Annotated in this window: 23 protein-coding genes and 1 tRNA gene; 5 read left to right on the top strand and 19 right to left on the bottom strand. The window is 72.0% G+C overall.

The window, feature by feature from the left end; all coding sequences use genetic code 11:
• Positions 1 to 32: 32 nt before the first annotated feature.
• Complete coding sequence (locus AB0J93_RS14040) at positions 33 to 1403, bottom strand: cystathionine beta-synthase (protein WP_363921673.1); 1371 nt, start codon at positions 1401 to 1403, stop codon at positions 33 to 35.
• An 82-nt stretch (positions 1404 to 1485) separates the two neighbouring features.
• On the bottom strand, positions 1486 to 1842 hold the full coding sequence (locus tag AB0J93_RS14035; protein ID WP_363921671.1) for a YkvA family protein: 357 nt from the start codon (positions 1840 to 1842) through the stop codon (positions 1486 to 1488).
• A gap of 139 nt (positions 1843 to 1981) precedes the next feature.
• On the opposite strand from AB0J93_RS14035, the gene AB0J93_RS14030 reads away from it, so the two are divergent.
• From AB0J93_RS14030 to AB0J93_RS14020, 3 genes are all read left to right on the top strand, one after another.
• On the top strand, positions 1982 to 3034 hold the full coding sequence (locus AB0J93_RS14030) for an SGNH/GDSL hydrolase family protein (protein WP_363921669.1): 1053 nt from the start codon (positions 1982 to 1984) through the stop codon (positions 3032 to 3034).
• 46 nt (positions 3035 to 3080) lie between these two features.
• Entirely contained in the window at positions 3081 to 3884 is an 804-nt protein-coding gene (locus AB0J93_RS14025; RefSeq protein WP_363921667.1) for an SGNH/GDSL hydrolase family protein, read from the top strand.
• A gap of 87 nt (positions 3885 to 3971) precedes the next feature.
• The gene (locus AB0J93_RS14020; protein ID WP_363921665.1) at positions 3972 to 5231 is read left to right on the top strand and encodes an acetyl-CoA C-acetyltransferase; all 1260 of its coding nucleotides are present in this window, start codon (positions 3972 to 3974) and stop codon (positions 5229 to 5231) included.
• 347 nt (positions 5232 to 5578) lie between these two features.
• On the opposite strand, the gene AB0J93_RS14015 is transcribed toward AB0J93_RS14020, so the two are convergent.
• From AB0J93_RS14015 to AB0J93_RS14005, 3 genes are all read right to left on the bottom strand, one after another.
• Positions 5579 to 5968, bottom strand: coding sequence for a hypothetical protein (locus AB0J93_RS14015; protein WP_363921663.1), 390 nt, complete (start codon positions 5966 to 5968; stop codon positions 5579 to 5581).
• Between the two features lie 150 nt (positions 5969 to 6118).
• Positions 6119 to 6952, bottom strand: a complete 834-nt coding sequence (locus AB0J93_RS14010) for a Bax inhibitor-1/YccA family protein (RefSeq protein ID WP_363921661.1) — start codon at positions 6950 to 6952, stop codon at positions 6119 to 6121.
• 147 nt (positions 6953 to 7099) lie between these two features.
• Positions 7100 to 7180 (bottom strand) — tRNA-Leu (locus AB0J93_RS14005).
• Positions 7181 to 7281: 101 nt separating this feature from the next.
• Between AB0J93_RS14005 and AB0J93_RS14000 the strand changes: the two genes are divergently transcribed.
• The gene (locus AB0J93_RS14000; protein WP_363921659.1) at positions 7282 to 9150 is read left to right on the top strand and encodes a hypothetical protein; all 1869 of its coding nucleotides are present in this window, start codon (positions 7282 to 7284) and stop codon (positions 9148 to 9150) included.
• 30 nt (positions 9151 to 9180) lie between these two features.
• Here AB0J93_RS14000 and AB0J93_RS13995 read toward each other — a convergent pair whose 3' ends face one another.
• The 13 genes from AB0J93_RS13995 to eno form a co-directional block, all read right to left on the bottom strand.
• Positions 9181 to 10506, bottom strand: a complete 1326-nt coding sequence (locus AB0J93_RS13995; protein WP_363921657.1) for an NAD(P)/FAD-dependent oxidoreductase — start codon at positions 10504 to 10506, stop codon at positions 9181 to 9183.
• A gap of 155 nt (positions 10507 to 10661) precedes the next feature.
• On the bottom strand, positions 10662 to 11225 hold the full coding sequence (locus AB0J93_RS13990) for a hypothetical protein (RefSeq protein ID WP_363921655.1): 564 nt from the start codon (positions 11223 to 11225) through the stop codon (positions 10662 to 10664).
• On the bottom strand, positions 11225 to 12616 hold the full coding sequence (locus AB0J93_RS13985; RefSeq protein WP_363921653.1) for a DUF58 domain-containing protein: 1392 nt from the start codon (positions 12614 to 12616) through the stop codon (positions 11225 to 11227). The genes AB0J93_RS13990 and AB0J93_RS13985 overlap by 1 nt, the downstream gene beginning before the upstream one ends.
• Positions 12617 to 12622: 6 nt before the next feature.
• On the bottom strand, positions 12623 to 13630 hold the full coding sequence (locus AB0J93_RS13980) for a MoxR family ATPase (RefSeq protein ID WP_363921651.1): 1008 nt from the start codon (positions 13628 to 13630) through the stop codon (positions 12623 to 12625).
• Positions 13630 to 14217, bottom strand: a complete 588-nt coding sequence (locus AB0J93_RS13975) for a hypothetical protein (protein ID WP_363921649.1) — start codon at positions 14215 to 14217, stop codon at positions 13630 to 13632. Before AB0J93_RS13975 ends, AB0J93_RS13980 begins: the two co-directional genes overlap by 1 nt.
• A complete protein-coding gene (locus AB0J93_RS13970) occupies positions 14214 to 14942 on the bottom strand; it encodes a DUF4129 domain-containing protein (protein WP_363921647.1) in 729 nt (242 codons plus the stop codon). The genes AB0J93_RS13975 and AB0J93_RS13970 overlap by 4 nt, the downstream gene beginning before the upstream one ends.
• 75 nt (positions 14943 to 15017) lie before the next feature.
• Positions 15018 to 15758: a uracil-DNA glycosylase gene (locus tag AB0J93_RS13965; protein ID WP_363921645.1), complete on the bottom strand. Its 741-nt coding sequence runs from the start codon at positions 15756 to 15758 to the stop codon at positions 15018 to 15020.
• Positions 15751 to 16437, bottom strand: a complete 687-nt coding sequence (locus AB0J93_RS13960) for a dienelactone hydrolase family protein (RefSeq protein ID WP_363921643.1) — start codon at positions 16435 to 16437, stop codon at positions 15751 to 15753. Before AB0J93_RS13960 ends, AB0J93_RS13965 begins: the two co-directional genes overlap by 8 nt.
• Before the next feature lie 127 nt (positions 16438 to 16564).
• Positions 16565 to 17518, bottom strand: coding sequence for a Ppx/GppA phosphatase family protein (locus AB0J93_RS13955; RefSeq protein ID WP_363922045.1), 954 nt, complete (start codon positions 17516 to 17518; stop codon positions 16565 to 16567).
• Between the two features lie 344 nt (positions 17519 to 17862).
• Positions 17863 to 18375, bottom strand: a complete 513-nt coding sequence (locus tag AB0J93_RS13950; protein ID WP_363921641.1) for an amino-acid N-acetyltransferase — start codon at positions 18373 to 18375, stop codon at positions 17863 to 17865.
• On the bottom strand, positions 18372 to 18929 hold the full coding sequence (locus AB0J93_RS13945; RefSeq protein WP_363921639.1) for a DUF501 domain-containing protein: 558 nt from the start codon (positions 18927 to 18929) through the stop codon (positions 18372 to 18374). Before AB0J93_RS13945 ends, AB0J93_RS13950 begins: the two co-directional genes overlap by 4 nt.
• Positions 18930 to 18950: 21 nt before the next feature.
• Complete coding sequence (locus tag AB0J93_RS13940; protein WP_363921637.1) at positions 18951 to 19571, bottom strand: septum formation initiator family protein; 621 nt, start codon at positions 19569 to 19571, stop codon at positions 18951 to 18953.
• Positions 19572 to 19600: 29 nt separating this feature from the next.
• Positions 19601 to 20884, bottom strand: coding sequence for a phosphopyruvate hydratase (eno, locus tag AB0J93_RS13935; RefSeq protein WP_093406354.1), 1284 nt, complete (start codon positions 20882 to 20884; stop codon positions 19601 to 19603).
• A 221-nt stretch (positions 20885 to 21105) separates the two neighbouring features.
• Between eno and AB0J93_RS13930 the strand changes: the two genes are divergently transcribed.
• Entirely contained in the window at positions 21106 to 21798 is a 693-nt protein-coding gene (locus tag AB0J93_RS13930; protein ID WP_363921634.1) for a hypothetical protein, read from the top strand.
• Between the two features lie 38 nt (positions 21799 to 21836).
• Here AB0J93_RS13930 and AB0J93_RS13925 read toward each other — a convergent pair whose 3' ends face one another.
• Positions 21837 to 23456: a DUF885 domain-containing protein gene (locus AB0J93_RS13925; protein ID WP_363921632.1), complete on the bottom strand. Its 1620-nt coding sequence runs from the start codon at positions 23454 to 23456 to the stop codon at positions 21837 to 21839.
• Between the last annotated feature and the right edge of the window lie 99 nt (positions 23457 to 23555).

Below are 23555 nucleotides of genomic sequence, written 5' to 3'. Positions count from 1 at the left end.
GGGTGGGGTGGGGTGGGGTGGGGGTTTGGGGGTCAGCGGGCGCCTAGGTGGGCTAGGAGGTCCTGGCGGGTTAGGACGCCCTTGGGCTTGCCGTCGATCAGGACCAGCGCGGCGTCGGACTTCTCCAGCAGGTTCACCGCCTCACTGACCGGCTGGCCGCCGCCGATCATCGGCAGCGGCGCCCCCATGTGCCGCTCGATCGTGTCGTGCAGGTGCGCCTGGCCGGTGAAGAGCGCGTCGAGCAGGTCCTTCTCGGCGATCGAGCCGGCCACCTCGCCGGTCACCACCGGCGGTTCGGCCTTGAGCACCGGCAGCTGCGAGACGCCGTACTCGCGCATGTAGTCGATGGCGTCGCGGACCGTCTCGGTCGGGTGCACGTGGACCAGTTCGGGTAGGCCGCCCGGCTTGCCGGCCAGCGCCTCCGACACGGTGGGCTCCGAACCGGAGGCGTCGAGAAAGCCGTAGCGGGCCATCCAGGCGTCGTTGAAGATCTTGGACAGGTAGCCCCGACCGCCGTCCGGCAGCAGCACCACGATCACGTCGTCCGGGCCGGCGGCGCGCGCCACCTCCAACGCCGCGACCGCCGCCATCCCGCAGGAGCCACCGACCAGCAGCCCCTCCTCGCGGGCCAGTCGCCGGGTCATCTCGAAGGACTGCTTGTCCGAGACCTCGATGATCTGGTCGGCCACGTCTCGGTCGTACGTCTCCGGCCAGAAATCCTCGCCGACCCCCTCGACCAGGTACGGCCGGCCGGTGCCGCCGGAGTAGACCGAACCCTCCGGATCGGCACCGATGACCTTGACGGTGCCGTTGGAGGCCTCCTTCAGGTAACGCCCGATGCCGGAAATGGTGCCGCCGGTGCCCACTCCGGCCACGAAGTGGGTGATCCGCCCCTCGGTCTGCTTCCACAGCTCCGGGCCGGTGGTCTCGTAGTGCGAGCGCGGGTTCGCCGGGTTGGCGTACTGGTTCGGCTTCCACGCGCCAGGGATCTCCCGGGCCAGCCGGTCGGAGACGTTGTAGTACGAGCGGGGGTCCTCCGGCGCGACGGCGGTCGGGCAGACCACCACCTCGGCGCCGTACGCCCGCAGCACGTCCTGCTTGTCCTGACTGACCTTGTCCGGGCAGACGAACACGCAGCGGTAGCCCTTGAGCTGGGCCACCAGGGCCAGCCCGACGCCGGTGTTGCCGCTGGTCGGCTCGACGATGGTGCCGCCCGGGCGGAGGATCCCCGCCGCCTCGGCGTCCTCCACCATGCGCAGCGCGATCCGGTCCTTCACCGACCCGCCGGGGTTGAGGTACTCCACCTTCGCCAGCACCGTCGCCCGGATGCCCTCGGCGACGTTGCGTAGCCGTACCAGCGGCGTGTTGCCGATCATTTCGACGACGTTGTCGTAGTACTGCACCTCGTTGTGCCCTTTCGCTCCGGCACCGGCACGCCAGGCCGGGCGGGTGAACCAGGTGGAATTCCCGCCCAGGGTACGTCGGTCAGGGCACCACGTGGCCGGGGACCACGGTGCTGCGACGTGCCTCCCACTCCAGGAAGCGCTCGGTCTCGGCGAGCACCGCACCGGCCAGCCAGGTGACCATCACCGCGTCGTCGATCAGCCCGAACACGGTGAGGAACATTTCCGGCACCGCGTCGATCGGCGAGACGATGTACGCCGTGGCGGCGGTCATCATGGCCAGCCGCAGCCCGCCGTCGTACTGGCCACGCGTGGTGGCCGCGATCATCCTGGGCAGCGCCCCGATCCGGGCGCCGAGGGACGGCCCACCCCGGGCACCGGCGGTCATCGCCCGTGCCAGGGCCACGAACGCGGCACCTCGCTTCAACGTCTTAGCCATCGTCGTGCTCCTCTCCACGTGCAGCGTGACGCGCCGCCGCAACAACGTCCATCCAAGTACCCAATGCGGTCGTTTTCCAGGCACCGGAGCGCCGCGACGATGACAGCAGGGCGTCAGACAGCCGCGCTAGTGTCACGGTATGGGGGTCGCTGGTTCCGTCGTACCGGATCGTCCGCGCTGGCAGCGTGCCCTGCGGGTGGCCCGTGTGGCGGCCATCGGCACGGGCGCCACGGTGGCGGCCGCGGCGGCGACGACAGGTGTGCTCCTCGGTCAGGCCCGGCAGGCCCGGCGCACCATTCCGATGGCCGAGGCACCGCCACCACGCTGCGACGGCGTCTACGGCGCGAAGTTCCCCGGACCCGCGATCACCATGGTCGTTCTCGGCGACTCGTCGGCCGCCGGTTACGGGGTGCACCGACGCCGAGAGACGCCGGGTGCGTTGTTGGCCACCGGGCTGTCCCGGCGTCTCCAGCGTCCCGTCCGGTTGCACCGCTTCGCGGTGGTGGGTGCCATCTCGGCCGGCTTGAAGTTCCAGGTGGAGGCGGCCCTGGAGTGCGACCCCGAGGTCGCGGTCATCCTCATCGGCGGCAACGACGTCACCAACCGCACCCCGCCGGCCCTGGCCGTGCGGTACCTCGTCGAGGGGGTCCGGGCACTGCGCGCGAGCGGCGCCGAGGTGGTCGTCGGGACCTGCCCGGACCTGGGGGCGATCCGCCCCATCCAGCCGCCGTTGCGCTGGTTGGCCCGCCGGTGGAGCCGGCAACTCGCGGCGGCGCAGACGGTCGCCGTGGTGTCGGCCGGTGGTTGGACGGTCTCCCTCGGCGACCTGCTCGGTCCCCGGTTCACCGCCGAGCCGGGGCGAATGTTCGGCTGGGACCGGTTCCATCCCTCCGCCGAGGGATATGCGGCGGCGGCCGCCGCCCTGTTGCCGACGGTGCTCTCCGCACTGGGCCACGGTGCCGAACGCAGGCCTTCGCCAACGCGGCTCGAAGGCGTACGGTCGTTGCCGAAGGCCGCGCAGGAGGCGGCTCGGCACCCGGGGACGGAGGTCAGCGGTACGCAGGTCCGGGGCAGCGAGAGCGGTCCGGCCGGCCGTTGGGCGCAGTTGCGCCGGCGGGGATTCTTCGGTGTCGGTCCGGCGCCGCAGTCAGCCCCCACCGTCGACTCACCCGCAGTGGAAGGATTCTCATGACCGAGCGGATCAGGAGCCGGTCCGGCTCCGGCGCGAGGGTGGCGGCATGACCAGTCTCCCTCCGGGCACCCGGGCCGCCGCGCGGGTCGCCCGTACCGCCGCCTTTTCCCTGCTCGCGGGCGCTCTCGGCGGGGCCGCGGTGCTCGCCGGTGAGGCCGTGGTGGCGCGAAACCGCCGCTACGCCCAGCCGGAACTCGGCCTGGCCCTGCGGGCGACCGTCGGTCGGGCTGGTGCCCCACCGCTGCGCCTGGTGCTGCTCGGTGACTCCTCCGCCCTCGGCGTCGGGGTGGACCGGCTCGGCGACACCATCGGCGGGCAGTTGGCGGAGTTGCTCGCCGAAGGGCCGGGCGGGCGTCAGGTTCACCTGTCCAGCGTCGGTGTCTCCGGTTCGCGCTCCACCGACCTGGCCACCCAGGTGGCGCGGGCGTTGCTCGGCGAGCGACCGGACGTAGCGGTCATCCTGGTCGGAGCCAACGACGTCACCAGCATGCGCCGGCCGACCGAGGCCGCCGCCTATCTCGGCGCGGCCGTGCACCGGCTGCGTCATGCCGGTGTCGAGGTCGTGGTCGGCACCTGCCCGGATCTCGGCGCCGTACGCGCGATCGCGTCGCCGCTGCGGCAGGTCGTCGGCTGGATGGGGCACCGCGTCGCCCGGGCGCAAACCGGTGCGGTGCTCGACGCCGGAGGGACGGTGGTGGACCTGGCCACCGAGACGGGCCCGGTGTTCCGGGCCGACGCCGGCACCTTCTGCCACGACGGCTACCACCCCTCCGCCGACGGTTACCGGGTCTGGGCCCACGCCCTGCTGCCCGCGGTGGTCGCCGCCGCGGCCGTCACCCCACGACACTGACAGGTCTGCTCGTCCGGTTGGCGGGGTGACATTTCCCGGCCGACGGAAAACTTCCGCCGCAAGTTACCGGCGAGTTAACGTGACGGTATGCCGATTGAGTCGTCCCGCGACGCCGTCATCGTCGCCACCGCCCGCTCCCCCATCGGCCGGGCCCACAAGGGGTCCCTACGTGACCTCCGCCCGGACGATCTGGCCGCCACCATCGTGCAGGCTGCCCTGGACAAGGTGCCGCAGCTCGACCCGCGACAGATCGATGATCTCTATCTCGGGTGCGGCCTGCCCGGCGGCGAACAGGGCTTCAACATGGCTCGCGTGGTCGCCGTACTGATGGGCCTCGACGGCCTGCCCGGCGCAACCCTCACCCGCTACTGCGCCTCCTCGTTGCAGACGACGCGGATGGCCATGCACGCGATCCGGGCCGGCGAGGGCGACGTCTTCATCTCCGCCGGCGTCGAACTGGTCTCCCGGTACGCGCGCGGCAGCTCCGACGGCCTGCCGCCCGAGGCACAGGCCCTGCTCGGCGGCTGGGAGAACCCCCGCTTCGCGCCCGCACGCGAGCGGTCCCAGTCCCGCGCCGAGGCCGGCGCGCCGGTCTGGACCGACCCGCGCGAGAAGGACGCCCTACCCGACGTCTACCTGGCCATGGGGCAGACCGCCGAGAACCTCGCCCAGGTGTACGACGTGAGCCGCGCGGACATGGACGCGTTCGGCGTACGCAGCCAGAACCTGGCCGAGAAGGCGATCGCCGACGGCTTCTGGGCCCGTGAGATCACCCCGGTCACCACGCCCGACGGCACGGTGGTCAGCACCGACGACGGCCCCCGAGCCGGAGTCACCCTGGAGGCGGTCTCCCAGCTGAAGCCGGTCTTCCGCCCGGACGGCCGGATCACCGCCGGCAACTGCTGCCCGCTCAACGACGGGGCCGCCGCCGTGGTCGTGATGAGCGCCCAGCGGGCCGAGGAACTCGGCATCACTCCGCTGGCGCGGATCGTCTCCACAGGTGTCACCGCACTGTCGCCCGAGATCATGGGCCTCGGCCCGGTGGAGGCGAGCCGGCAGGCACTCGAACGCGCCGGCATGACCATCGACGACGTCGACCTAGTCGAGATCAACGAGGCGTTCGCCGCCCAGGTGATCCCCTCGTACCGTCAGCTCGGCATCCCGGAGGAGAAACTGAATGTGATGGGCGGCGCGATCGCCGTCGGTCACCCGTTCGGGATGACCGGCGCCCGGATCACCGGCACGCTGCTCAACGCCCTGCAATGGCACGACGCGACCATCGGCCTGGAAACCATGTGCGTCGGTGGCGGCCAGGGCATGGCGATGGTCGTCGAGCGCCTGAGCTGACGACGCGACTGGGCGGCATCGTCCATCGCCGATCCCGACCCCCGATCGCGGTCGCCGATCCCGACCGTCGATCGCGGTCGCCGATCCCGACCGCCGATCGCGGTCGCGAGATGCGGCAACTCGGGCCATCAAGTCGGCGGTAGACCCCGGCTTGCCGCATGTCGCGACCGCATGGGGGGTCGTTGGGCAGACCGCGGTTCCTGAGGCCCGGTCAGGCCGATCGGGCTGGCACGGTCGACCCGGCACGGCCGGCGCGGTCGGGGCCCGGCACGACGCGGTCGAGGCCCGGCACGACGCGGTCGAGGCCCGGGAGGGCGGGGTCAGCCCAGTGCGGCGCGGTCGGGTCGCTAGAGCGCGGTGCGGGTCGCGGCCACTTCGGTGGCGGCCCGGCTCAGGGCCTCCTCGCTCGGATCCGCGGCGAGCAGATCGGCGGCGACCACCCGGAGCTGGTCGGGCAGGGCGAGGTCGTTGTCGAGCCGAGGTACGGCTCGACGTGGCTGCCCCTCCGCGTCCGCGGCGAGGTTGGCGATCTCCTGCACCAGCCGGTGCACCAGATCCGCCCGGGACACGTTGCCGACCGATGCGGGGGCCGACCACCGTGGCTGCTGCCAGTGGCTGACCTGCCCCACCAACAGCTCCACCCCCCGCACGACCTCCACCCCCCGCTCGGTCCCACCTCCACCCACCACGTCCCGCACTCTACGCACCCCGCCCTCTAGCTTGCCGATCTTGCACATGCGGTCGCCGAAACACCCCTTGTGGCCCGTTATGCCGCGGCAACAAGTGCAAGATCCACGCAGGGTGGGTGGGTGGGGACGAGGGTGGGGAAAGACGACGGCGCCCGCCCCGGGTGGGGCGGGCGCCGGTCGGGATGTCGGGCGGCGAGGTCAGTCGTCGCCCTGGAAGTAGCTCAGCAGGCGGAGCATCTCGATGTAGAGCCAGATCAGGCTGACCAGGATGCCGAACGCGGCAACCCAGGAGTAGCGCTGCGGCAGGCCCATCCGGACGCCGTCCTCGACCTCCTTGAAGCTGAGCACGAAGCTCAGCGAGGCCACCACGATGCAGACGATGCTGAATCCGATGGCCAGCGGGCTGCCGTCACGCAGGCCGGTGTTGACGCCGAAGAGCGCCAGCACCAGGTTGATCAGCATGACGGCGAACAGGCCCGCCATCACCGCGATCATGCCCTTGACGAACTTCGGCGTCGCCCGGATGACCCGCGCCTTGTAGAGCATGGCCATCACGAAGAAGACACCGAAGGTGGCGGTGACCGCCTGGAGCACGATGCCGTCGTACAGCGATTCGAAGAACTTGCTCAACGCTCCGACGAGCACACCCTCGACGACGGCGTACGCGACGACGAGCGCCGGATTCGCCATCCGGGAGAACGAAATGATCATGCCGAGCACCAGGCCGACGACGGCCGCACCGATCCACGCGACGCCGAGCAGCGCGTCGGGCACCAGCGCCCACGCCGCTGCGGCGGCGACGCCGAGGATGGCCAGGAGGGTGACCGTCTTGACCACCACGTCGTCGATCGACATGGGGGTGACCGCCGGCGGGGCCGACGGGAAGCCCGGCGCGCCGGGGTAACCGGCCTGCGGCGGGACCTGCTGGGGATAGCCGGGCTGTCCGTACGGCCCGGACGGGGCGTACCCGGCGGCCCGCTCCCGCTCGGCCGCCTGACCGAGCCGGGCGAGCACCGGGTTCGAAGTCTTCACTGTCTGGCCTCCCTAAGGGGGTCGTGGCACGTCAACGCGCGCTACAAGAGTAAACGCCCAGCACTGCCCCGTGGTGATCGGAAGGCTGAGCGAACGCTGAGAGTGCCCGGTGCGGTTCGTCACCACGGGCTCTGCGGGCGGCGGGAGTGCCCGGGGCGGGGGTCGAACCCGCACGCCTTGCGGCAGCCGCTTTTAAGGCGGCCGTGTCTGCCGTTCCACCACCCGGGCGGGTGACACCTGCGCGCCGGCACGCACGGTGCAGTGCCACGGTAGCGGGTTCGTCGCCACTGCGGCGTCCCCCGTCGGGCACCGCCACTAGGGTCGAGGCCGTGAGCAGCCGCGCACCCATCGCCCCCACCGACGACGTGGCGACGCAGGCGGATCACCCCCTCGCCCGGGTACGCCGGCGGCAGCTCACCCGGTTGGCGCGGACCGCCGCCCGGTACCGGACAGACCTGCTGGCAGGGCTGTTCTTCGCGGCGCTCGCCGGCACGCTCACCCACCGGCTCTGGGCCGACCCGGCCGGACTGGTGCTCGCCCTCAACCCCGAGGACCAGGTGCTCTACGAGTGGTTCCTGGCTGTGGACGCGCGGGCGCTGCTGGGCGACTTCGGCCTGACCACCGACCGGCTCAACGCCCCCGACGGCGTCAATCTGATGGCCAACACGTCGGTCATCGCCCTCGGTGTGGTGTTCGCCCCGGTCACCCTGCTGTTCGGCGCTCCGGTCACCTTCGCCCTGCTGATGACGGTCAACCTCGCCGGCACCGCGACCGCCTGGTACCTCCTGTTCAGCCGTACGCTGCGGGCCCACCGGGCCGCCGCGACGCTGGGTGGCGCGCTGTGCGGCTTCGCCCCCGGCATGGTGTCCCAGAGCAACAGCCACCTGCACATGACGGCGCAGTGGCTGCTGCCGGTCATCGTCTGGCTGGTGGTACGCCTGCTGCGGGCCGCCGACCCTGCCGCCCGGCCCACGCCGGCCGCCGGCCTGCCGACCGGCGCTCCGGACCGGCGGCGGCTGACCACCTCCGCGATGGGGCTCGCCGCTGCCGTCTCCGTCCAGGTGTTCATCGGCGAAGAGGTGCTGTTCCTCGCCGCACTCACCCTCCTGGTGATGGCGGTGACGATGGTCCTCGCGGACCGCGACCTCGCCCGCCGCGCGCTGCCCGCCTTCGCCGGCGCGGTGGCCCTCGCCACCGGTGCGGCCCTGCTGGTGCTCGCCCGCCCGCTGTGGTTCCAGTTCGCCGGGCCCCTCGGCGTAGCCGACGGCATGTTCAGCCCGCACTACTTCTCGGCCGACCTGGGTAGCTGGTGGGCGATCTCACCGCTCTCCCTGGTCGGGGACGACAGTTCCGCCCGGCTGAGTACCGGCCCGGCCGAGTACAACACCTTCCTGGGCTGGCCGCTGCTGGTGGTCACCGTCGGCTGCGCCGGCTGGCTGGGACGCCGCCCGCTGGTGCTGGCCTGCACCGCCGGCATTCTCGTGATGGGTGGGCTGTCGCTCGGCCCCGAGGTGGTCTTCGACGGCGCAGGCACTGGCCTGCCCGGGCCGTACGCCCTGCTCGGCGGGGTGCCGGTGGTCGACGGCGCGCTACCGATGCGGTTCGCCCTGGCCGTACCGCCGCTGATGGCGACGCTGCTGGTGCTGGCGGTCGACCGGGCGCTGCGCGGCGCGAACCGTGCCCGTCGGCTGACGCTGGTCGCGGTGGCCGTGGCGGTGGTGCCGCTGGTCCCGGCACCGCTGCCCACCACCCAGAGACCGCCGGTCCCGGAGTTCATCACCGCCGGCCACTGGCGAACGTGTGTCGAGCCGGGCGGCGTCCTGGTACCGGTACCACTGGCCACACCGAAGGAGCCCTGGCCGATGCGGTGGGCGGCCGCAGCCAACGCCGAGTTCAGCATGCCGCAGGGCTTCTTCATCGGCCCGCATGGCCGGGGCGGCAGCGCGGCGATGGGCGTCGCCCCGCGACCCACCTCCGCGCTCCTGGCCGACGTGGCCCGCAGCGGTCTCCGGCCGGTTGTCGGGGACGAGCAGCGTCGCCGCGCCGCGGCGGATGTCGAGCACTGGGGTGCCTCGTGCGTGGTGCTGGCGGCCGACACCGCGCACGCCGACAGTCTGCGCCTGACGTTGGAGGGGCTCTACGGCCCGTCGACCAGGATGGCCGACGCCTGGTTCTGGCGGGTCCGAGAGACGCGGTAGCCCCCTTCCGGGAAGAGGGCTACCGCTCACTCACACCTTCGACGGTGGCTGGGACGCCTCGGCGAACTCCTCGCGCGGGTCGTGCAGTTGGCCGAGGGCCACCACCTCACGCTTGAGGACGAACGCCAGCGTCCAGTCCACCACGACCCGGACCTTCCGGTTCAGCGACGGGATCCGGCTCATGTGGTACGTCCGGTGCATGAACCAGGCCGGCCAGCCGGTCATCTTGATGCCGTAGACCTGGGCCACGCCCTTGTGCAAGCCGAGGCTGGCCACGCTGCCGGCGTGCTTGTGCTTGTAGGGCACCGGCGCGCGACCCCGGATCACGGCGACGATGTTGTCGGCCATCCGCTGGGCCTGGCGTACCGCGTGCTGTGCGCTCGGCGAGCAGTAGTTGCCCGGCGGCTTGGTCAGGTCCGGTACGGCGGCACAGTCACCGGCGCTCCACGCGCCCTCGACCACGCGGTCACCGTCGACCACCTGCAACGTCGGCAGGCAGGTGACCCGGCGCCGCTCCTCGCGGGGGAAGTCGGTCGCGTCCAGCATCGGTGACGGCTTCACCCCGGCTGTCCAGACGATGGTGTCCGCGCTGAAGCTGTCCCCGTCGGAGAGCTTGACCACCCCGTCGACGCAGGACTCCAGCCGGGTGTCGAGTCGGATGTCCATGTCCCGCTTCAGCAACTGCTGCACCGTGTAGGCGCCCATGTCCCGGTCGACCTCCGGCAGCACCCGCTGGGTGGCCTCGACAAGCACCCACCGCATGTCCGACGTGTTCAGCTCCGGGTAGTACTTCAGCGCGTGGCGGGCCATGTCCTCCATCTCGGCCAGCGCCTCGATACCGGCGTACCCGCCGCCGACGAAGACGAAGGTCAGCGCCCGACGGCGTACCTCCGGATCGGTCGTGGCGGCGGCCACGTCGAGCTGTTCGAGCACGTGGTTACGCAGGTAGATGGCCTCACCGATGGTCTTGAAGCCAATGCCGTGCTCGTGCAGGCCGGGGATCGGCAGTGTGCGGGAGACCGAGCCGGGGGCAACCACCACGTGGTCGTAGGTGATCTCGCGCGGCGGGCCGATGATCGGCTGCACCGTGGCGGTCCTGCTCGCGTGGTCGATCCGGGTGACCGCACCGGCCACCACCTTGCACCGACGCAACTCGCGACGCAGCGGTACCACGGAGTGCCGTGGGGAGATGTTTCCCGCCGAGGCCTCGGGCAGGAACGGCTGGTACGTCATGTGCGGCTGGGGGTCGACGACGACGACCTCAGCCTCACGGGAACTCAGCTTCTTCGACAGGCGCAGCGCCGCGTAGAGACCGACGTGCCCGGCGCCCACCACAAGGATCCGCTTCGGATTCACGCCTACCATCTTTCCCCCACCGACGGCGGTAATCCCGCGTGCGGCCCCCTTCTGTGACCGAGCACAAGGCGGCTGTGACGCCGCTAACGCCGGCCACGGTAACCACGCTTGGCGCGACTACACCGCCGGTCACTCGGACCCCGACGACCCCTCGATCACCTGCGTCGCAGCAGCCCAGCCAGCAACGCGGTCACCCCGATGGCCAGCAGCAGACCGGCCACCGTGACCGCCTGCCAGCCGCCGCCACCGGCCTGGGCGCCGGAGAATTCGAGCAGCAGCACACCGAGCACCGACGTGGCGAGCAACACTCCGGCGGCCCGGGTGAGCCAACGCACTATCACGTCCGGGTCCACCACGGCGTCGTACGGCAGCACCGCCACCAGCGCGCAGAGCGTGTGGGTCAGGTAGAGCGCCACGGCCACCGCCATCAGCCGCCACAACGCGATCGGCCGGCCGTACCCGTCGGTGGCGAGCAGCCAGCCGCCGACCGTGACCAACGCGGCGAAGGTCGGCCAGAGCCGGCGCGGCATCAGGGCCGGCAGCACCGCGACCGCCACCAGCGGGCCCAGCGCCTCACCGACCACGACCTCAGCGGGGTACGCCAGCAGCAACCCCACCAGTGCGCTGAGAAAGATCCCCAACCGGACCAGCACGGGTGCCAGGGAGACCCGCGCCGCGACGGTCCGCAACGCCCGAACCCGCCCGATGACCGACCCCATCACCGGCCACCCACCCGAGGGGCGGTGGCCAGCCTTGCCACGTCGCGTAGCACCTGGTCGAGACTGCCGGCGCCGGCCCACGGCACCACCGGCACCCCGTGCTCACGCAACTGCGCGATCATCGTGTCCCGGTCCAGTCTCCACAGCCGGTACGCCACCTCGGCCCAGCCCCGATCCTTCGGTGGTGACAGGTCCACCGGGAGCGTGTCGACGGCCACCACGAACCGTCCCGAACGGGCTAACCGGGCCAACATCTGCGCCGACCGCTCCTCCAGCAGCGGGGTGAGCACCACCACCAGCGCGTCCGCGGAGAGCAGTTGCGGGCCGAACACGTGGTCGTACGGCTCGTGCGGGGAGGACTGGGCCTTGACGTCCAACAGCCACTCCAGCACGGTCAGGTACTGCCGTCGTCCGGTCGCGGGGCGCAGCCGCCGGGCACTCGGGCCGTACTCAAGCAGCGCCACCCGGTCACCCCGGTGCAGGTAGTGCTCGGCGATGGCGGCGGCCGCCCGGACCGTGGTGTCCAACACCGATGCCGTACCGGCGACCCCACCGGAGCGGCCCGCCTCGGCCAGCACGTCGAGCAGCACGACCACTTCGGCGTCCCGGTCGGAGAGAGTGGCCGCCACGTGCAGTTGCCGGGCCCGCAGCGACACCCGCCAGTCGATGCGGCGCAACCGGTCACCGGGGGCGAAGACCCGCACCCCGGCGAGTTCGCCGCCCTCACCGGGACGGCGCGAATGGTGGGCCCCGACCAGACCGGCGGCCCGGGGCATCACCTCGACCGCCTCGAACGGCTCGGTCTTCGGGTACACCTTCGACCGGACCGGTTCGACGATCACCGCACGCGAGACCAGCAGGCCCTGCGCGGCAGCGACCCGGGCACCCGCCGGGCCCAGCGGATGCCGACCCCACCGCAGCGCGGTGCCGGCCAGTTCCAGGTCGACGGCGGTGTCCGGAGCGACCGACGTGACGAACGGTCGGTCCGCCACGGTCGGTCGACCGGCACCCGCGGGTCGACCGGTGCCGACGACCGCGCTGCCGGCGAGACCCGCGCGTTCGATCCGCAGCCACGGTGAGACCCGGGTACGCAGCACCGCCACGTCGTAGGAGACCGCGCCCGGGTTGCCGACGGTGACCGTCCCGGCCATCTCACCGCCCTCGACCAGGTGATCCTCGTCGGCGCTGAGCCACACCCGGGGCAGCTCGACGGGGCGGCGTCGCAACGCGTACGCGGTACCGAGCGCGAACGGGACGGCCAGCACGATCAGGTCCACCCGTCCCAGCAGCACCGCGGCGACCAGCAGCAGGCCGGTGAGCAGCACCGCCCGGCCGAACGCCCAGGTGGGCGTCCAGATGGTCGGTGCCGTTCGCTCGCTCCGCTCGCTCACGCCGGGTCAGTCTCCCGGCCGGCCGGCGGCGTAGCTGGGCAGCGCGCCACTGGCCGGCGCCGGGGTGCCGTCGAGGACCTCACCGACCACGAAGGACGGATCGACCCGACGCAGCCACATCTCCGGTCGCAACGTGATCCGGTGCGCCAGCGCCGGGGCCGCGACGTCCTTGACATCCTCGGGAACGACGTAGTCCCGCCCGGAGAGCACCGCCCGTACCCGGGACAGCAGCAACAGTGCCAGTGAACCGCGGGGCGAGGCGCCGACCAGCACCGACGGGTGCTCGCGGGTGGCCGCGGTCAGCGCCACGATGTACCGGCCCACCGAGTCCTCCACCACGACGTCCTCCAACGCCGCCTGCATGGCGCGCAGCGTGCCGGCGTCGACCACCGGCTTGATGTCGGCCTCCTCCCGGCGGCGCGCCATCCGCCGACGCAGCACCTCCCACTCCTCGTCCTGTGCCGGATAGCCGAACGACACCCGCAGCAGGAACCGGTCCAGCTGCGCCTCCGGCAACGGATAGGTGCCCTCGTACTCGATGGGGTTTGCGGTGGCGAGCACATGGAACGGCTCGTCCAGCCGGTACGTCACGCCCTCCACCGAGACCTGCTTCTCCTGCATCGCCTCCAGCAGGGCCGACTGGGTCTTCGGTGGGGTCCGGTTGATCTCGTCGGCGAGCAGCAGGTTGGTGAAGACCGGCCCGGCCCGGAAGGTGAAGTCACCGCTGCGCTGGTCGTAGAGGAACGAGCCGGTGACGTCGGCGGGCAGCAGGTCGGGGGTGAACTGCAGACGCCGGAAATCCAGGCCCAGCGCCTGGGCGAAGGACCGCGCGGTGAGCGTCTTGCCCAACCCCGGGAGGTCCTCGAGCAGCACGTGACCGCCGGCGAGGATGCCGGCCAGCACCAGCTCCAGGGCGTCCCGTTTGCCGACCACGACCTGGCCCACCGCGTCCAGTACGGCCCGGGCGAGGCGACCTACCTCGGCGGGGGGCATCGTCCGGCCGGCGTCGTTCATCAGATCTTCTCCAGTTCGGCGACGATCGCCGCGAGGTCGCGCGGCGAAGGGGTGCGGCGGGGTGGGGTTTCCAGGAACGTCGACAGGCGGTCGCCCAGCAGGGCGCGGGCCCGGGCCGGATCCGACTCGCGGGTGACGCCGTGCTTCAGGCGCATCCGCTCGTCCGCCAACTCGGCCAGGCGGGGCAGGATCACGGTGGTGAACCGTTCGGGGCGCGTCTTCGACCACTCCAGTGGAGTCGCCCAGCCGTTGATCGCGACTCGCAGCGCGTCCCGGGCGTCCCAGTTGTAGGTGCCGGGCTCCTCGCCGCCCCGCGACGACGAACCGCCCTGGCCGGACTTCGGTGGTGGGGCGAGGGTGGCGACGATCCGGCGTACCACAAGCAGCGCGATCACGGCGGCGACCAGCACCAGCAACGACACCCGCAGCCCGACCGCGCGCAGCCCGGCGACGGCCACCACCGTCACCGCCACGGTGACACCGAGCATCCCGGCGACGGTGCGCAGCCGCCCGCCCTGGCGCGGCTCGGACTGGATCGGCCGCTCCTCGGAGAAGCTGAGCAGGTCGTCGATACTCGTGCTGCTCACGCCGGCTCCCGCTCGGCCAGTGCGGTCAGTTCGCCGCGCAACCGGCGCAGGGCCACCCGGGCCTGGTCCCTGGTCCGTTCGTCCACCGGGCGGGTGGCGTACCGGGCCTCGCGGTAGACGTTCGCGAAGTCGGCCAGCACGTCGGCACTCACGATCGCCGGCACGCCGGTGGAGGGATCACCGCGGAGCAGCCGGGTGACCAGGTCGGTGGGGGTGTCGCCGGTCAGCCGGGACACCCCGGCGACGGCCGCGGCCTCTTCGAGGCGTACCCAGCAGGCGATCACCGCGGTCCGCGGGTCGGTGGCGCGGTCGTCCAGGTCGACCAGGCCGGCGTCGACGGCCGCCACCACCTCCGCGGCGGTGCCCTCGGCGGTGCGCCGGGTCGGCTGCGCGGGCAGTGCCCGGGTGACCCGACGCGCCACCCCCCGCGCCACGGTCCAGAGCAGATAGCTGAGGGCGGCGAGCAGCGCCAGCCCGAGCACCGCCACCGCCACGGTGCCGAGCCAGGACGGGATTCGGGTACGGGTCTCCTCGGCGGCCTCGCGGGGCTCGGCCGGGATCGACGGACGCGGCTCCCCGCTCGGGTACTCCAACACGAAGGGCGCATCCTTGACGGCGGGCGGTATCCGGCTCGCGCCGATCGACGAGTGCGCGGTGGCCAGGGTCACGGCGGCGAGCAGGGCGATCACCGCCGTCACCGGCCACCAACTGCGGAGCACGTCCATCGGTTACCTCCGGGCCATCGGGGCGTACGGCGGGACGGCACACGTACCGTCCGCCATCGTCATCGCCCCGCCGCCTCAGTCCACCCCGGCCAGCAGTTTCGCCCGGGCGAACACATCGTCCAGCATCTCTGGTGTCAGCCGACCGGTGAAGGTGTTCTGCTGGCTGACGTGGTAGCAGCCGAGCAGTTCCGGTCCGGCCGTGCCGGACCAGTGTGCCCCATGCCCGAACGACGGTCGCGGGCTGGGCGGAGGGACGCCGTACCCGGCACGTAACGCCGGCCACCACGCAGCCCAGGCGAAGGCGCCCAGCGCCACCACCACCCGCAGCGTCGGCCGGATCAGTTCGACCTCCCGATGCAGCCAGGGCGCGCAGGTGTCCCGCTCTCCCGGGGTCGGCTTGTTGTCCGGTGGGGCGCAGCGTACGGCGGCGAAGATCCTCGTCTCGCGCAACGCCAGCCCGTCGTCGGCGGCCACACTCGTCGGCTGGTTGGCCAGGCCGGCCCGGTGCAGGGCGGCGAAGAGCACGTCACCGGAGCGGTCGCCGGTGAAGATCCGGCCGGTGCGGTTGCCGCCGTGCGCGGCCGGGGCCAGCCCGAGGATGGCGATCCGGGCCGCCGGATCGCCGAGGCCGGGCACCGGCCGTCCCCAGTACTCCTGATCGCGGAAGGCCGCCCGCTTCGTGCGGGCGACCTCCTCCCGCCAGTCGACCAGCCGGGGGCAGGCGAAACAGTCGGCGACGCCCGCGTCCAGGTCGGCCAGATCCGTCGCCCGCGCGGCGCGGGCGACAACTTCGACGGGGGTACGCGTCTCAGCCAAGCTTGGCCCGGAAGAGTTCCAGGGTGCGCGCCCAGGCGCTGGTGGCGGCCCGCTGGTCGAACTTCTCCGGCCGGTCCTCGTTGAAGAAGGCGTGCGCGGTGCCCGGGTAGTCGTGCAGCTGGCAGGTGCCGCCGGAGTTCTCGATGGCCCGGCGTACCGCCTGCACACCCGGGTCCGCGGAGGTGCCGTCCGCCTCGGAGCAGTGCACCAGCGCGTCCTTGCCCGCGTAGTCGGTCCACTCGGTACGCATGCCCTCCCAGGGCAACCGGGGGTAGAAGGCGGCGGTGGCGACGATCCGCTCGGAGAAGTTCGCCGCCCACAGCGCCAGACTGGCCCCGGCGCAGAAGCCGGCGCAACCCACCTTGCCGGTGACCTCGGCGCGGCCGGCGAGGTAGTCGGCGGCGGCGGCGATCTCCCGCGCCGTCTCGTCCATCTGCGGCCCGTTGAGCAGCCGCCGCGGCTCACTCGGCCTGCCAGCCGGCTCGCCATGCCGGAAATCGGGGGCTAGGGCGACGAAGCCCGCCTCGGCGAAGCGGTCCACCACCGACCTGATGTGCGGCACGAGGCCCCACCAGTCCTGGATCACGATCACTGCCGGGCTTGCCGCGCCGGTGGCAGGTATCGCGAGATATCCCTCACCCGTGCCGCCATCACCACGGTAGGTCACCATCTCGCCCATCGGCCCGTCCTCCTAGCGGTCAGTCATCGTTGGCTGGTCGCCCAGTGGTCCTACGTGCGGGTAGCCTGCCACGCGGTGACCACCGCCGGGAAGATGCCGGAACAGTGGCATTCACCTCCTGTTCGCGCTAGCGCCGATACCTCCCGTTCGCGTTTGCGAGACTCCAGGCGATGCCGTCGAGGATGTCGTGCTCGGAGGCGATCACAGCGGCCATGCCGGCCCGCTCCATGGCCACCCGGAGCACCAACGCGCCGGCACCGATCACGTCCGCGCGGCCGGGATGCATCACCGGGATGGCCAGCCGCTGCTCGCGGGTCATCGCCAGCAGGTCAGCGGTCACCTCGGCCACCCGGTCGTACGACACCCGGGCGTGGTGGATGCGGGCCGGGTCGTACCCGGTGAGACCCTCGGCGATCGCGACCACGGTGGTGACCGAGCCGGCGAGCCCGACCAGGGTGGCGGCCTCCCGCCCCGGCACGGCCGCCAGCGCCCGATCGACCGCGACCGCGATGTCGGCCTGTGCGGCGGCGATCTCGTCCAGGCCCGGCGGGTCACCGTGCAGGTGCCGCTCGGTCATCCGGACGCAGCCGACGTCCATGGAGATAGCGGCGTCGACACCACCGTCCCGGGTACCGACGACGAACTCGGTCGAGCCGCCACCGATGTCCAGCACCAGGTACGGCGACGGCGCGGCGGCGGGCAGGCCGCGCACGGCTCCGGTGAACGACAGCCGCGCCTCCTCGTCGCCGCTGACCACCTCCGGCGCGACGCCGAGCGTCTGCTCGACCATGCTGCGGAAGTCAGCCGCGTTCTCCGCGTCCCGGCTGGCCGACGTGGCGCACATCCGTACCCGCTCGGCACCCAGCTTCTCGATCTCGGCGGCGTATTCGGCGAGCGCGACGCGGGTTCGCTCGATCGCCTCCGGAGCGAGCCGGCCGGTGGCGTCCACGCCCTGGCCGAGCCGGACGATCTCCATCCGCCGGCACTTGTCGACGAGTGGTGCGGCCGGTCCGGCCGACGGGTCGGGCAGGTCGGCCACCAGCAACCGGATCGAGTTGGTGCCACAGTCGATGGCCGCCACACGCGTCGTCACGACGAAAACCCTACCGCCACCCCCGCCCCACCTCTCCGGCCACGGACAGTAGCCAAGCCCGGGGTGACTCTCCGAAGTTGAGCAGCCGAGCCACCCACCTTGCCCTTACCGTCCTTTGCTCTGCTTACCTATACGCACAACCGTAATGAGCAGGGGTTGTCCGTGCTTCCGATCCGGTCCGCTCCGGTCCAGCAATCACCGAGAGTAAAGCTGTGCGTATAAGTAAGCAGAGCAAAGGCGGCGAGGTAGTGAGTGGACCCGGCGCAGGCCGCCACAGCGAGTGAGGGCATGAGTCGGCGTGGGCGGGCGAGGCGCGGGTGGGCCAGGGGCGGTCAGAGGCGTAGCAGCATGCGGGTGTTGCCCAGGGTGTTCGGCTTGACCCGTTCCAGGTCGAGGAACTCGGCGACACCCTCGTCGTACGAGCGCAGCAGCTGCTCGTAGACCGGGTGCGGCACCGGGGCGCCGTCGATCTCGGTGAAGCCGAACGAACCGAAGAACTGGGTCTCGAAGGTCAGCACGAAGATACGGGCCACCCCCAGCTCCCGTGCCGCGTCGATCAGCTCCGCGACGATCCGGTGCCCGATTCGCTGGCCCCGGCAACGGGGATCGACCGCCACGGTACGGATCTCGGCCAGGTCCTCCCACATCACGTGCAGCGCGCCGCAGCCCACCACCGCACCGTCGGAGAGCCGGCTGGCGACCCGGAACTCCTGCACGTCCTCGTACAGGGTGACCGTGGCCTTGCTGAGCAGGCGGCGATCGTCGGTGTAGGTGTCGACCAGCCGTCGGATCGCCCGCACATCGGCGGTCCGGGCCCGCCGGACCACGACGTCGCCCTCGCTCACCCGGCCTCCGGCACGTCGACGCAGCGTCCGGTCGTCCACCACGGTTCGACCAGATCGAGCGTCTCGTCGCCGAACGGGTTCACCCCCGGCCCGGCGGCGAGCGCGTGGCCGAGCTGGACGTGCAGGCACTTCACCCGGCCGGGCATCCCGCCGGCCGAGATGTCGGCGATCTCGGGCACCTCGGCGATGGCGTCCCGGCGGGTCAGGTAGTCCTCGTGGGCCGCGCGGTACCGGGCGGCCAGCTCCGGGTCGGCGGCCAGTCGCTCCGCCATCTCCTTCATCAGGCCGGCCGACTCCAGCCGGCTGCACGCCGCGGTCGCCCGGGGACAGGTCAGGTAGAACAGCGTCGGAAAGGGAGTGCCGTCGGCCAGCCGGGGGGTCGTCTCCACCACGTCGGGTAGGCCGCACGGGCAACGGTGGGCCACCGCCCGGGTGCCGCGGGGCGGGCGTCCGAGCTGCGCGGCCACCGCGGCCAGGTCGGCCTCCGTGGCCGGCTCCCGCTTCGGCGGGGATATGGAAGCCGCCGCCGGCTCCTGCGGTGGTACGACAGTCACGATGCCATCTCTCGTCGGTGCTCAGTCTTCGGTCTGGTGGGCGTCGGCGGCCCGCACGCTGGACCAGAGAGTGTCGTACCAGGGATCAGGGGTGACCGGGTTCGCCGGGTCGTCGCCGGTGCCCGCCTCGCGGGCCGCGCCGGCCGGGTCGTCGAGCAGGATCAGCATCTTCTCACCGGGCCGCCGCATGAAGAACCGCTCCCGGGCCTGGGTCTCGATGTACGCCTCGTCCTGCCACTTCTCCGCCTGGGTGGTCAGCTCGGCGATCAGCCTCCGCTGAGCCGCCTGCGAAGCCTCCATCCGCTCGATGTCGGCCTGCTGATCGAGGTAGACCCGGACCGGATAGGTGTAGGCGAGGGCGAGCGCGATGAGCACCGCGAACAGCACGGTGGCCCGGCCGGTGAGACCTCGGGATCGGGGTGCGGACAGCCGCGTCACCGCGCCACCGGCAGCAGTACGCCGGGCGGCTGCGGGGCGCTTGGCGGAGCGTACGCCCTCGGCACCGCGGGTGGCCGACGGCGCCCGGCCGGCGGCGGACCGCGATTCGGCGCGGACACCGCCGTCGCGGGCCGTGCCGGGCCGGCCGGCGCGGGCCGGGCGGCGGACCGGACGCTGACCACCTGGCGTGCGGCGCTGCTGCATCACACCCCTCCCCCGAGGTACGGCACCCGTCAGGCGGAACGGTAGCGCGGGAAGGCGCCCGCCCCGGCGTACCGCGCCGCGTCGGCCAACTCCTCCTCGATCCGCAGGAGCTGGTTGTACTTCGCGACCCGGTCCGACCGCGCCGGCGCACCGGTCTTGATCTGGCCGCAACCGGTGGCCACCGCCAGGTCGGCGATGGTGGTGTCCTCGGTCTCGCCGGAGCGGTGGCTCATCATGCACTTGAAGCCGGCCCGGTGGGCCAGGTCCACCGCGTCCAGCGTCTCGGTGAGCGAACCGATCTGGTTCACCTTGACCAGCACCGCGTTCGCGGCCTTCTCGGCGATGCCCCGGGCGATGCGCTGCGGGTTGGTGACGAACAGGTCGTCGCCGACGATCTGGACCCGGTCGCCGATCGCCGCGGTCAGGGTCTGCCAGCCGGTCCAGTCGTCCTCGGCCAGCGGGTCCTCGATGGAGACGATCGGGTACGCGTCAGCCAGCTTGGTGTAGTACTCGCTCATCTCCGCGGCGCTCTTGGCTGCGCCCTCGAAGGTGTAGCTGCCGTCGGCGAAGAACTCGGTGGCGGCGACGTCGAGGGCGAAGACGATGTCGGTGCCGAGCCGGTAGCCGGCCTTCTCCACCGCCTCGGCGATCAGGTCCAGCGCGGCGGCGTTGGTCGGCAGGTTCGGCGCGAAGCCGCCCTCGTCGCCGAGCCCGGTGGACAGGTCCTTCTTCTTCAGCACCGACTTGAGCGCGTGGTACACCTCGGCACCGGAGCGCAGCGCCTCCCGGAAGCTCGGCGCGCCGATCGGCGCGATCATGAACTCCTGGATGTCGACGTTGCTGTCGGCGTGTGCCCCACCGTTGAGGATGTTCATCATCGGCACCGGCAGCAGGTGCGCGTTCGGCCCACCCAGGTAGCGGAAGAGGCTCAGGTCGGCGCTGCCGGCCGCGGCCTTGGCCACCGCCAGGGACACCCCGAGGATCGCGTTGGCGCCCAACTCGGCCTTGTTGTCGGTGCCGTCGATGTCGAGCATCTTCTGGTCGATCGCCCGCTGCTCGCTGGCTTCGTAGCCGATGAGCTGGTCGACGATCCGGTCCTCGATGTTGGCGACCGCCTTCTCCACTCCCTTGCCCAGGTAGCGGCCCTTGTCACCGTCGCGCAGCTCGATCGCCTCGAAGGCGCCGGTCGAGGCGCCGGAGGGCACCGCCGCCCGGGAGATCGTGCCGTCGTCGAGCCCGACCTCGACCTCGACCGTCGGGTTGCCCCGCGAGTCCAGGATCTCCCGAGCCTCGATTACCTCGATGGTTGCCACTGAGTCGCTCCTCGTTCGTGTGGTCTCGTCCGGTTTGGGCCGCGACGGTGCGGCAGCGGCAGGTGTTGAACGCAGCGTATCGGTCCCCGCTCTCCGGCACGGCGACCGGGCGGGTCAACGACCACGCTCCGGTACCCGACGGGTCGGACATTCCCGGATTCTCGTGCCTCAACCGGCAACCGGTTTGCACGAGCAGGACCCGATCGACAAGGCTGGTCGCCATGCCCGCCGCCTCGACCACTCTCCGTACGCTCGCTGTGTCGGTCATCGCGTTGCTCACCGTCACCGGCTGTCAGGCCCTGGACGACGCCGGACGGACCATGGCTCGCTCCGACATCGTCAACGATCTCGCCGCCCGGATGGACCGGGCACTGGAGCTGACCTACTCGGCGGAGTACCAGCTTCCCGGCGGGCGGAGCGCCTCGTTCGTCCAGTCGCAGGACCCGGCCCGGTCCAGCTACACCTGGCCCGGCGGAAAGCTGACCGTCACCGACGAGGCGACCACCCGGTGCGACACCGACGGCGACCGGCCCGTCTGCACCATGGAAGAACCGCCGGCTCCCAACAGCAAGCCCTCGGTCGTGGTCTTCGCCGAGGCCGAGCTACAGGGGCTGGTCACTCCCCCGATGGTGATGGGCCGGCTGACCGCCGCGGCGTTGGATCCGGACGCGGTCATCACCGAGCGCAGCAGCACGGTCGTCGGTCACCACGCGACCTGTGTCGACGTACGTCAGAACGCGGAGAGCTTCACCGCCTGCGTGACCGGGGAGGGCGCGCTGGGCAGCTTCACCGGGCAGCTCGACGGGCAGCCGGTCGAGCTGGCGCTGAGCCGCTTCCGCGATCAGGTCGACGGCGGCGCCTTCGACCTGCCGGCGGGCGCCGACGTGGTGGACCGGCGAACCGAGGGCACCTGATCCACTCGGCGGCCGGGCAGGGTCTGGCGGGACGCCGCCTACAGGTCGAGCAGGGTACGCAGGTGGCGCGGCGGTGGGCTGCCGTGGGCGAGCATCTGGTCGTGCCAGTCGCGCAGCGGCACGTGGTGCGGCCGAGCGGCGGCGATCTCGGCCATCTCGCTGTAGCCGACGAAGTAGGTCGACAGCTGCGCCGAGGTCAGCAGCGCACGGCGCCACTTGCCCGCCGCCTCGCCCTCCTCCTGGAAGCCGCGTCCGGTCAGCAGCGCCATCGCCTCGGCCTCGGGCACGTCCTCGGCGTGCGTCAGTTGGTCGAGCAGCGCGTTGAGGGTCATCCGTAGCTGCATCTTCAGCTGCTGCAACCGCACCGGCAGACCACCGAAGTCGCGGCCGACCATCAGCTCCTCGGCGTAGACCGCCCAACCCTCGACGAACGGACCGGAGCGGATCAACGCCCGTACCCGGGTGGAGCCGGCGTAGCGCCGCGCGTGGGCGAGCTGGAGGAAGTGACCCGGCATCGCCTCGTGCACGGTGAGGTTGCGAATCATGTGGTCGTTGTACTCGCGGTAGAACGACTCCACCCGGCGCGCGGGCCAGTCCGCGGGAGTCGGCGCGATGCAGTAGAACGTCGGCACGGCGGCGGTCTCCAGACCTCCGGGCGCATCGCAGTAGGCCACCGCCACACCCCGGGCGAACTGCGGCATCACCTGGATGACGCACGGGTCTTCCGGCACCGTCACCAGGTCGTGCGCCCGGACGAAGTCACTCGACTCGTCCAGGGTGATCGAGGCCAGGTCGACGATGGTGTGGTCGTCGGGATGTTCGGCGGCGAGCAGGTCGAGGGCCCGGCGTACGGTCTCGTCGTCGGCCGGACCACCGACCAGCTCGACCGCCGCCGCGCGGATCTCGTCGGTGACCCGGTCGAGGTTCGCCCAGGCCCGGCGCTGGATCTCGGCGGCACCCAGCTCGGTGTCGAGCGTGTGCCACAGGCGTGCCTCCCAGCGCCGCCGACCCAGCCGGGGATCGCGGCCCGGGCCGACGTCGGCCGCCAGGCCGATGCGCAGCCAGGCGACGAACTCGTCGAGCGCGGCCAGCGCGGCGGTGGCGGCCGGCTCGATCCGGTCGATGGCGGCGGGAGCCTGCGCGAGCAGCGCGGGGACTTCGTCGCGGATCAGCGCCGCCACACCGGTGAACTGCCCGACCGCCGTCTCGGCGTGGACCCGGGGCATGTCACGCAGCGTCGCGCGCGCGGTGGCCAGCGCGTCCGGTACGGCGGCGAGGCGGCCGGCGAGGGCGGTCAACCGCACCTCCACCGGCGCGTACGGGCGAGACAGCAGGGCGTGCAGCAGTGGACCGGGGTTGTGCGCGAGCGGGTCCCACTCGTGCCCACGGATCTCGGTCAGCTCGAACAGTTCCCGGTCGACCAGGGCGGAGAGCAGGGCGTGGTCGACCCGCTCCTCGACGTCGAGATCGTCGGGGTCGATCTCGACGAGCGCGCTCGCCGCGTCGACAAGCATCGCCCGGTCCGCCGCGACCGCGTCGGCCGAGAAATCCGGCAGCCGGTCGTCAACCCGATGGTCCCCCGCGGTTGCCGCCAGCGTCGGTCGACTCCCCAGCAACGCCTCGACAACCCGCTCCCCCACCACCTGAAACCGCTCCACCCCCCGACCCTAACCACACCCACCCGAACCCGCCCGCCGGCACTCCACCCACCCCGCCTCGCCCCCTCCACCCCACCCCTGCCCCCGTTGATCATGAGG

The organism is Micromonospora sp. NPDC049374, from assembly GCF_040677165.1.
Classification (GTDB): Bacteria; Actinomycetota; Actinomycetes; order Mycobacteriales; family Micromonosporaceae; genus Micromonospora.
The sequence above is the reverse complement of the archived record's forward strand: the minus strand, read 5'-3'. Positions and strand labels throughout refer to the sequence as shown.

What these genes read in the sequence shown, in the direction of transcription:
- AB0J93_RS13930 (WP_363921634.1), top strand. Translation starts at nt 21,106, where the DNA reads ATGCCCGCCGCCTCGACCACTCTCCGTACGCTCGCTGTGTCGGTCATC.
- AB0J93_RS13960 (WP_363921643.1), bottom strand. Translation starts at nt 16,437, where the DNA reads ATGGGCGAGATGGTGACCTACCGTGGTGATGGCGGCACGGGTGAGGGA.
- AB0J93_RS14035 (WP_363921671.1), bottom strand. Translation starts at nt 1,842, where the DNA reads ATGGCTAAGACGTTGAAGCGAGGTGCCGCGTTCGTGGCCCTGGCACGG.
- AB0J93_RS13980 (WP_363921651.1), bottom strand. Translation starts at nt 13,630, where the DNA reads ATGAACGACGCCGGCCGGACGATGCCCCCCGCCGAGGTAGGTCGCCTC.
- AB0J93_RS14015 (WP_363921663.1), bottom strand. Translation starts at nt 5,968, where the DNA reads ATGTGCAAGATCGGCAAGCTAGAGGGCGGGGTGCGTAGAGTGCGGGAC.
- AB0J93_RS13940 (WP_363921637.1), bottom strand. Translation starts at nt 19,571, where the DNA reads ATGCAGCAGCGCCGCACGCCAGGTGGTCAGCGTCCGGTCCGCCGCCCG.
- AB0J93_RS13970 (WP_363921647.1), bottom strand. Translation starts at nt 14,942, where the DNA reads ATGGACGTGCTCCGCAGTTGGTGGCCGGTGACGGCGGTGATCGCCCTG.
- AB0J93_RS14025 (WP_363921667.1), top strand. Translation starts at nt 3,081, where the DNA reads ATGACCAGTCTCCCTCCGGGCACCCGGGCCGCCGCGCGGGTCGCCCGT.
- AB0J93_RS14020 (WP_363921665.1), top strand. Translation starts at nt 3,972, where the DNA reads ATGCCGATTGAGTCGTCCCGCGACGCCGTCATCGTCGCCACCGCCCGC.
- AB0J93_RS14030 (WP_363921669.1), top strand. Translation starts at nt 1,982, where the DNA reads ATGGGGGTCGCTGGTTCCGTCGTACCGGATCGTCCGCGCTGGCAGCGT.
- AB0J93_RS13990 (WP_363921655.1), bottom strand. Translation starts at nt 11,225, where the DNA reads ATGGGGTCGGTCATCGGGCGGGTTCGGGCGTTGCGGACCGTCGCGGCG.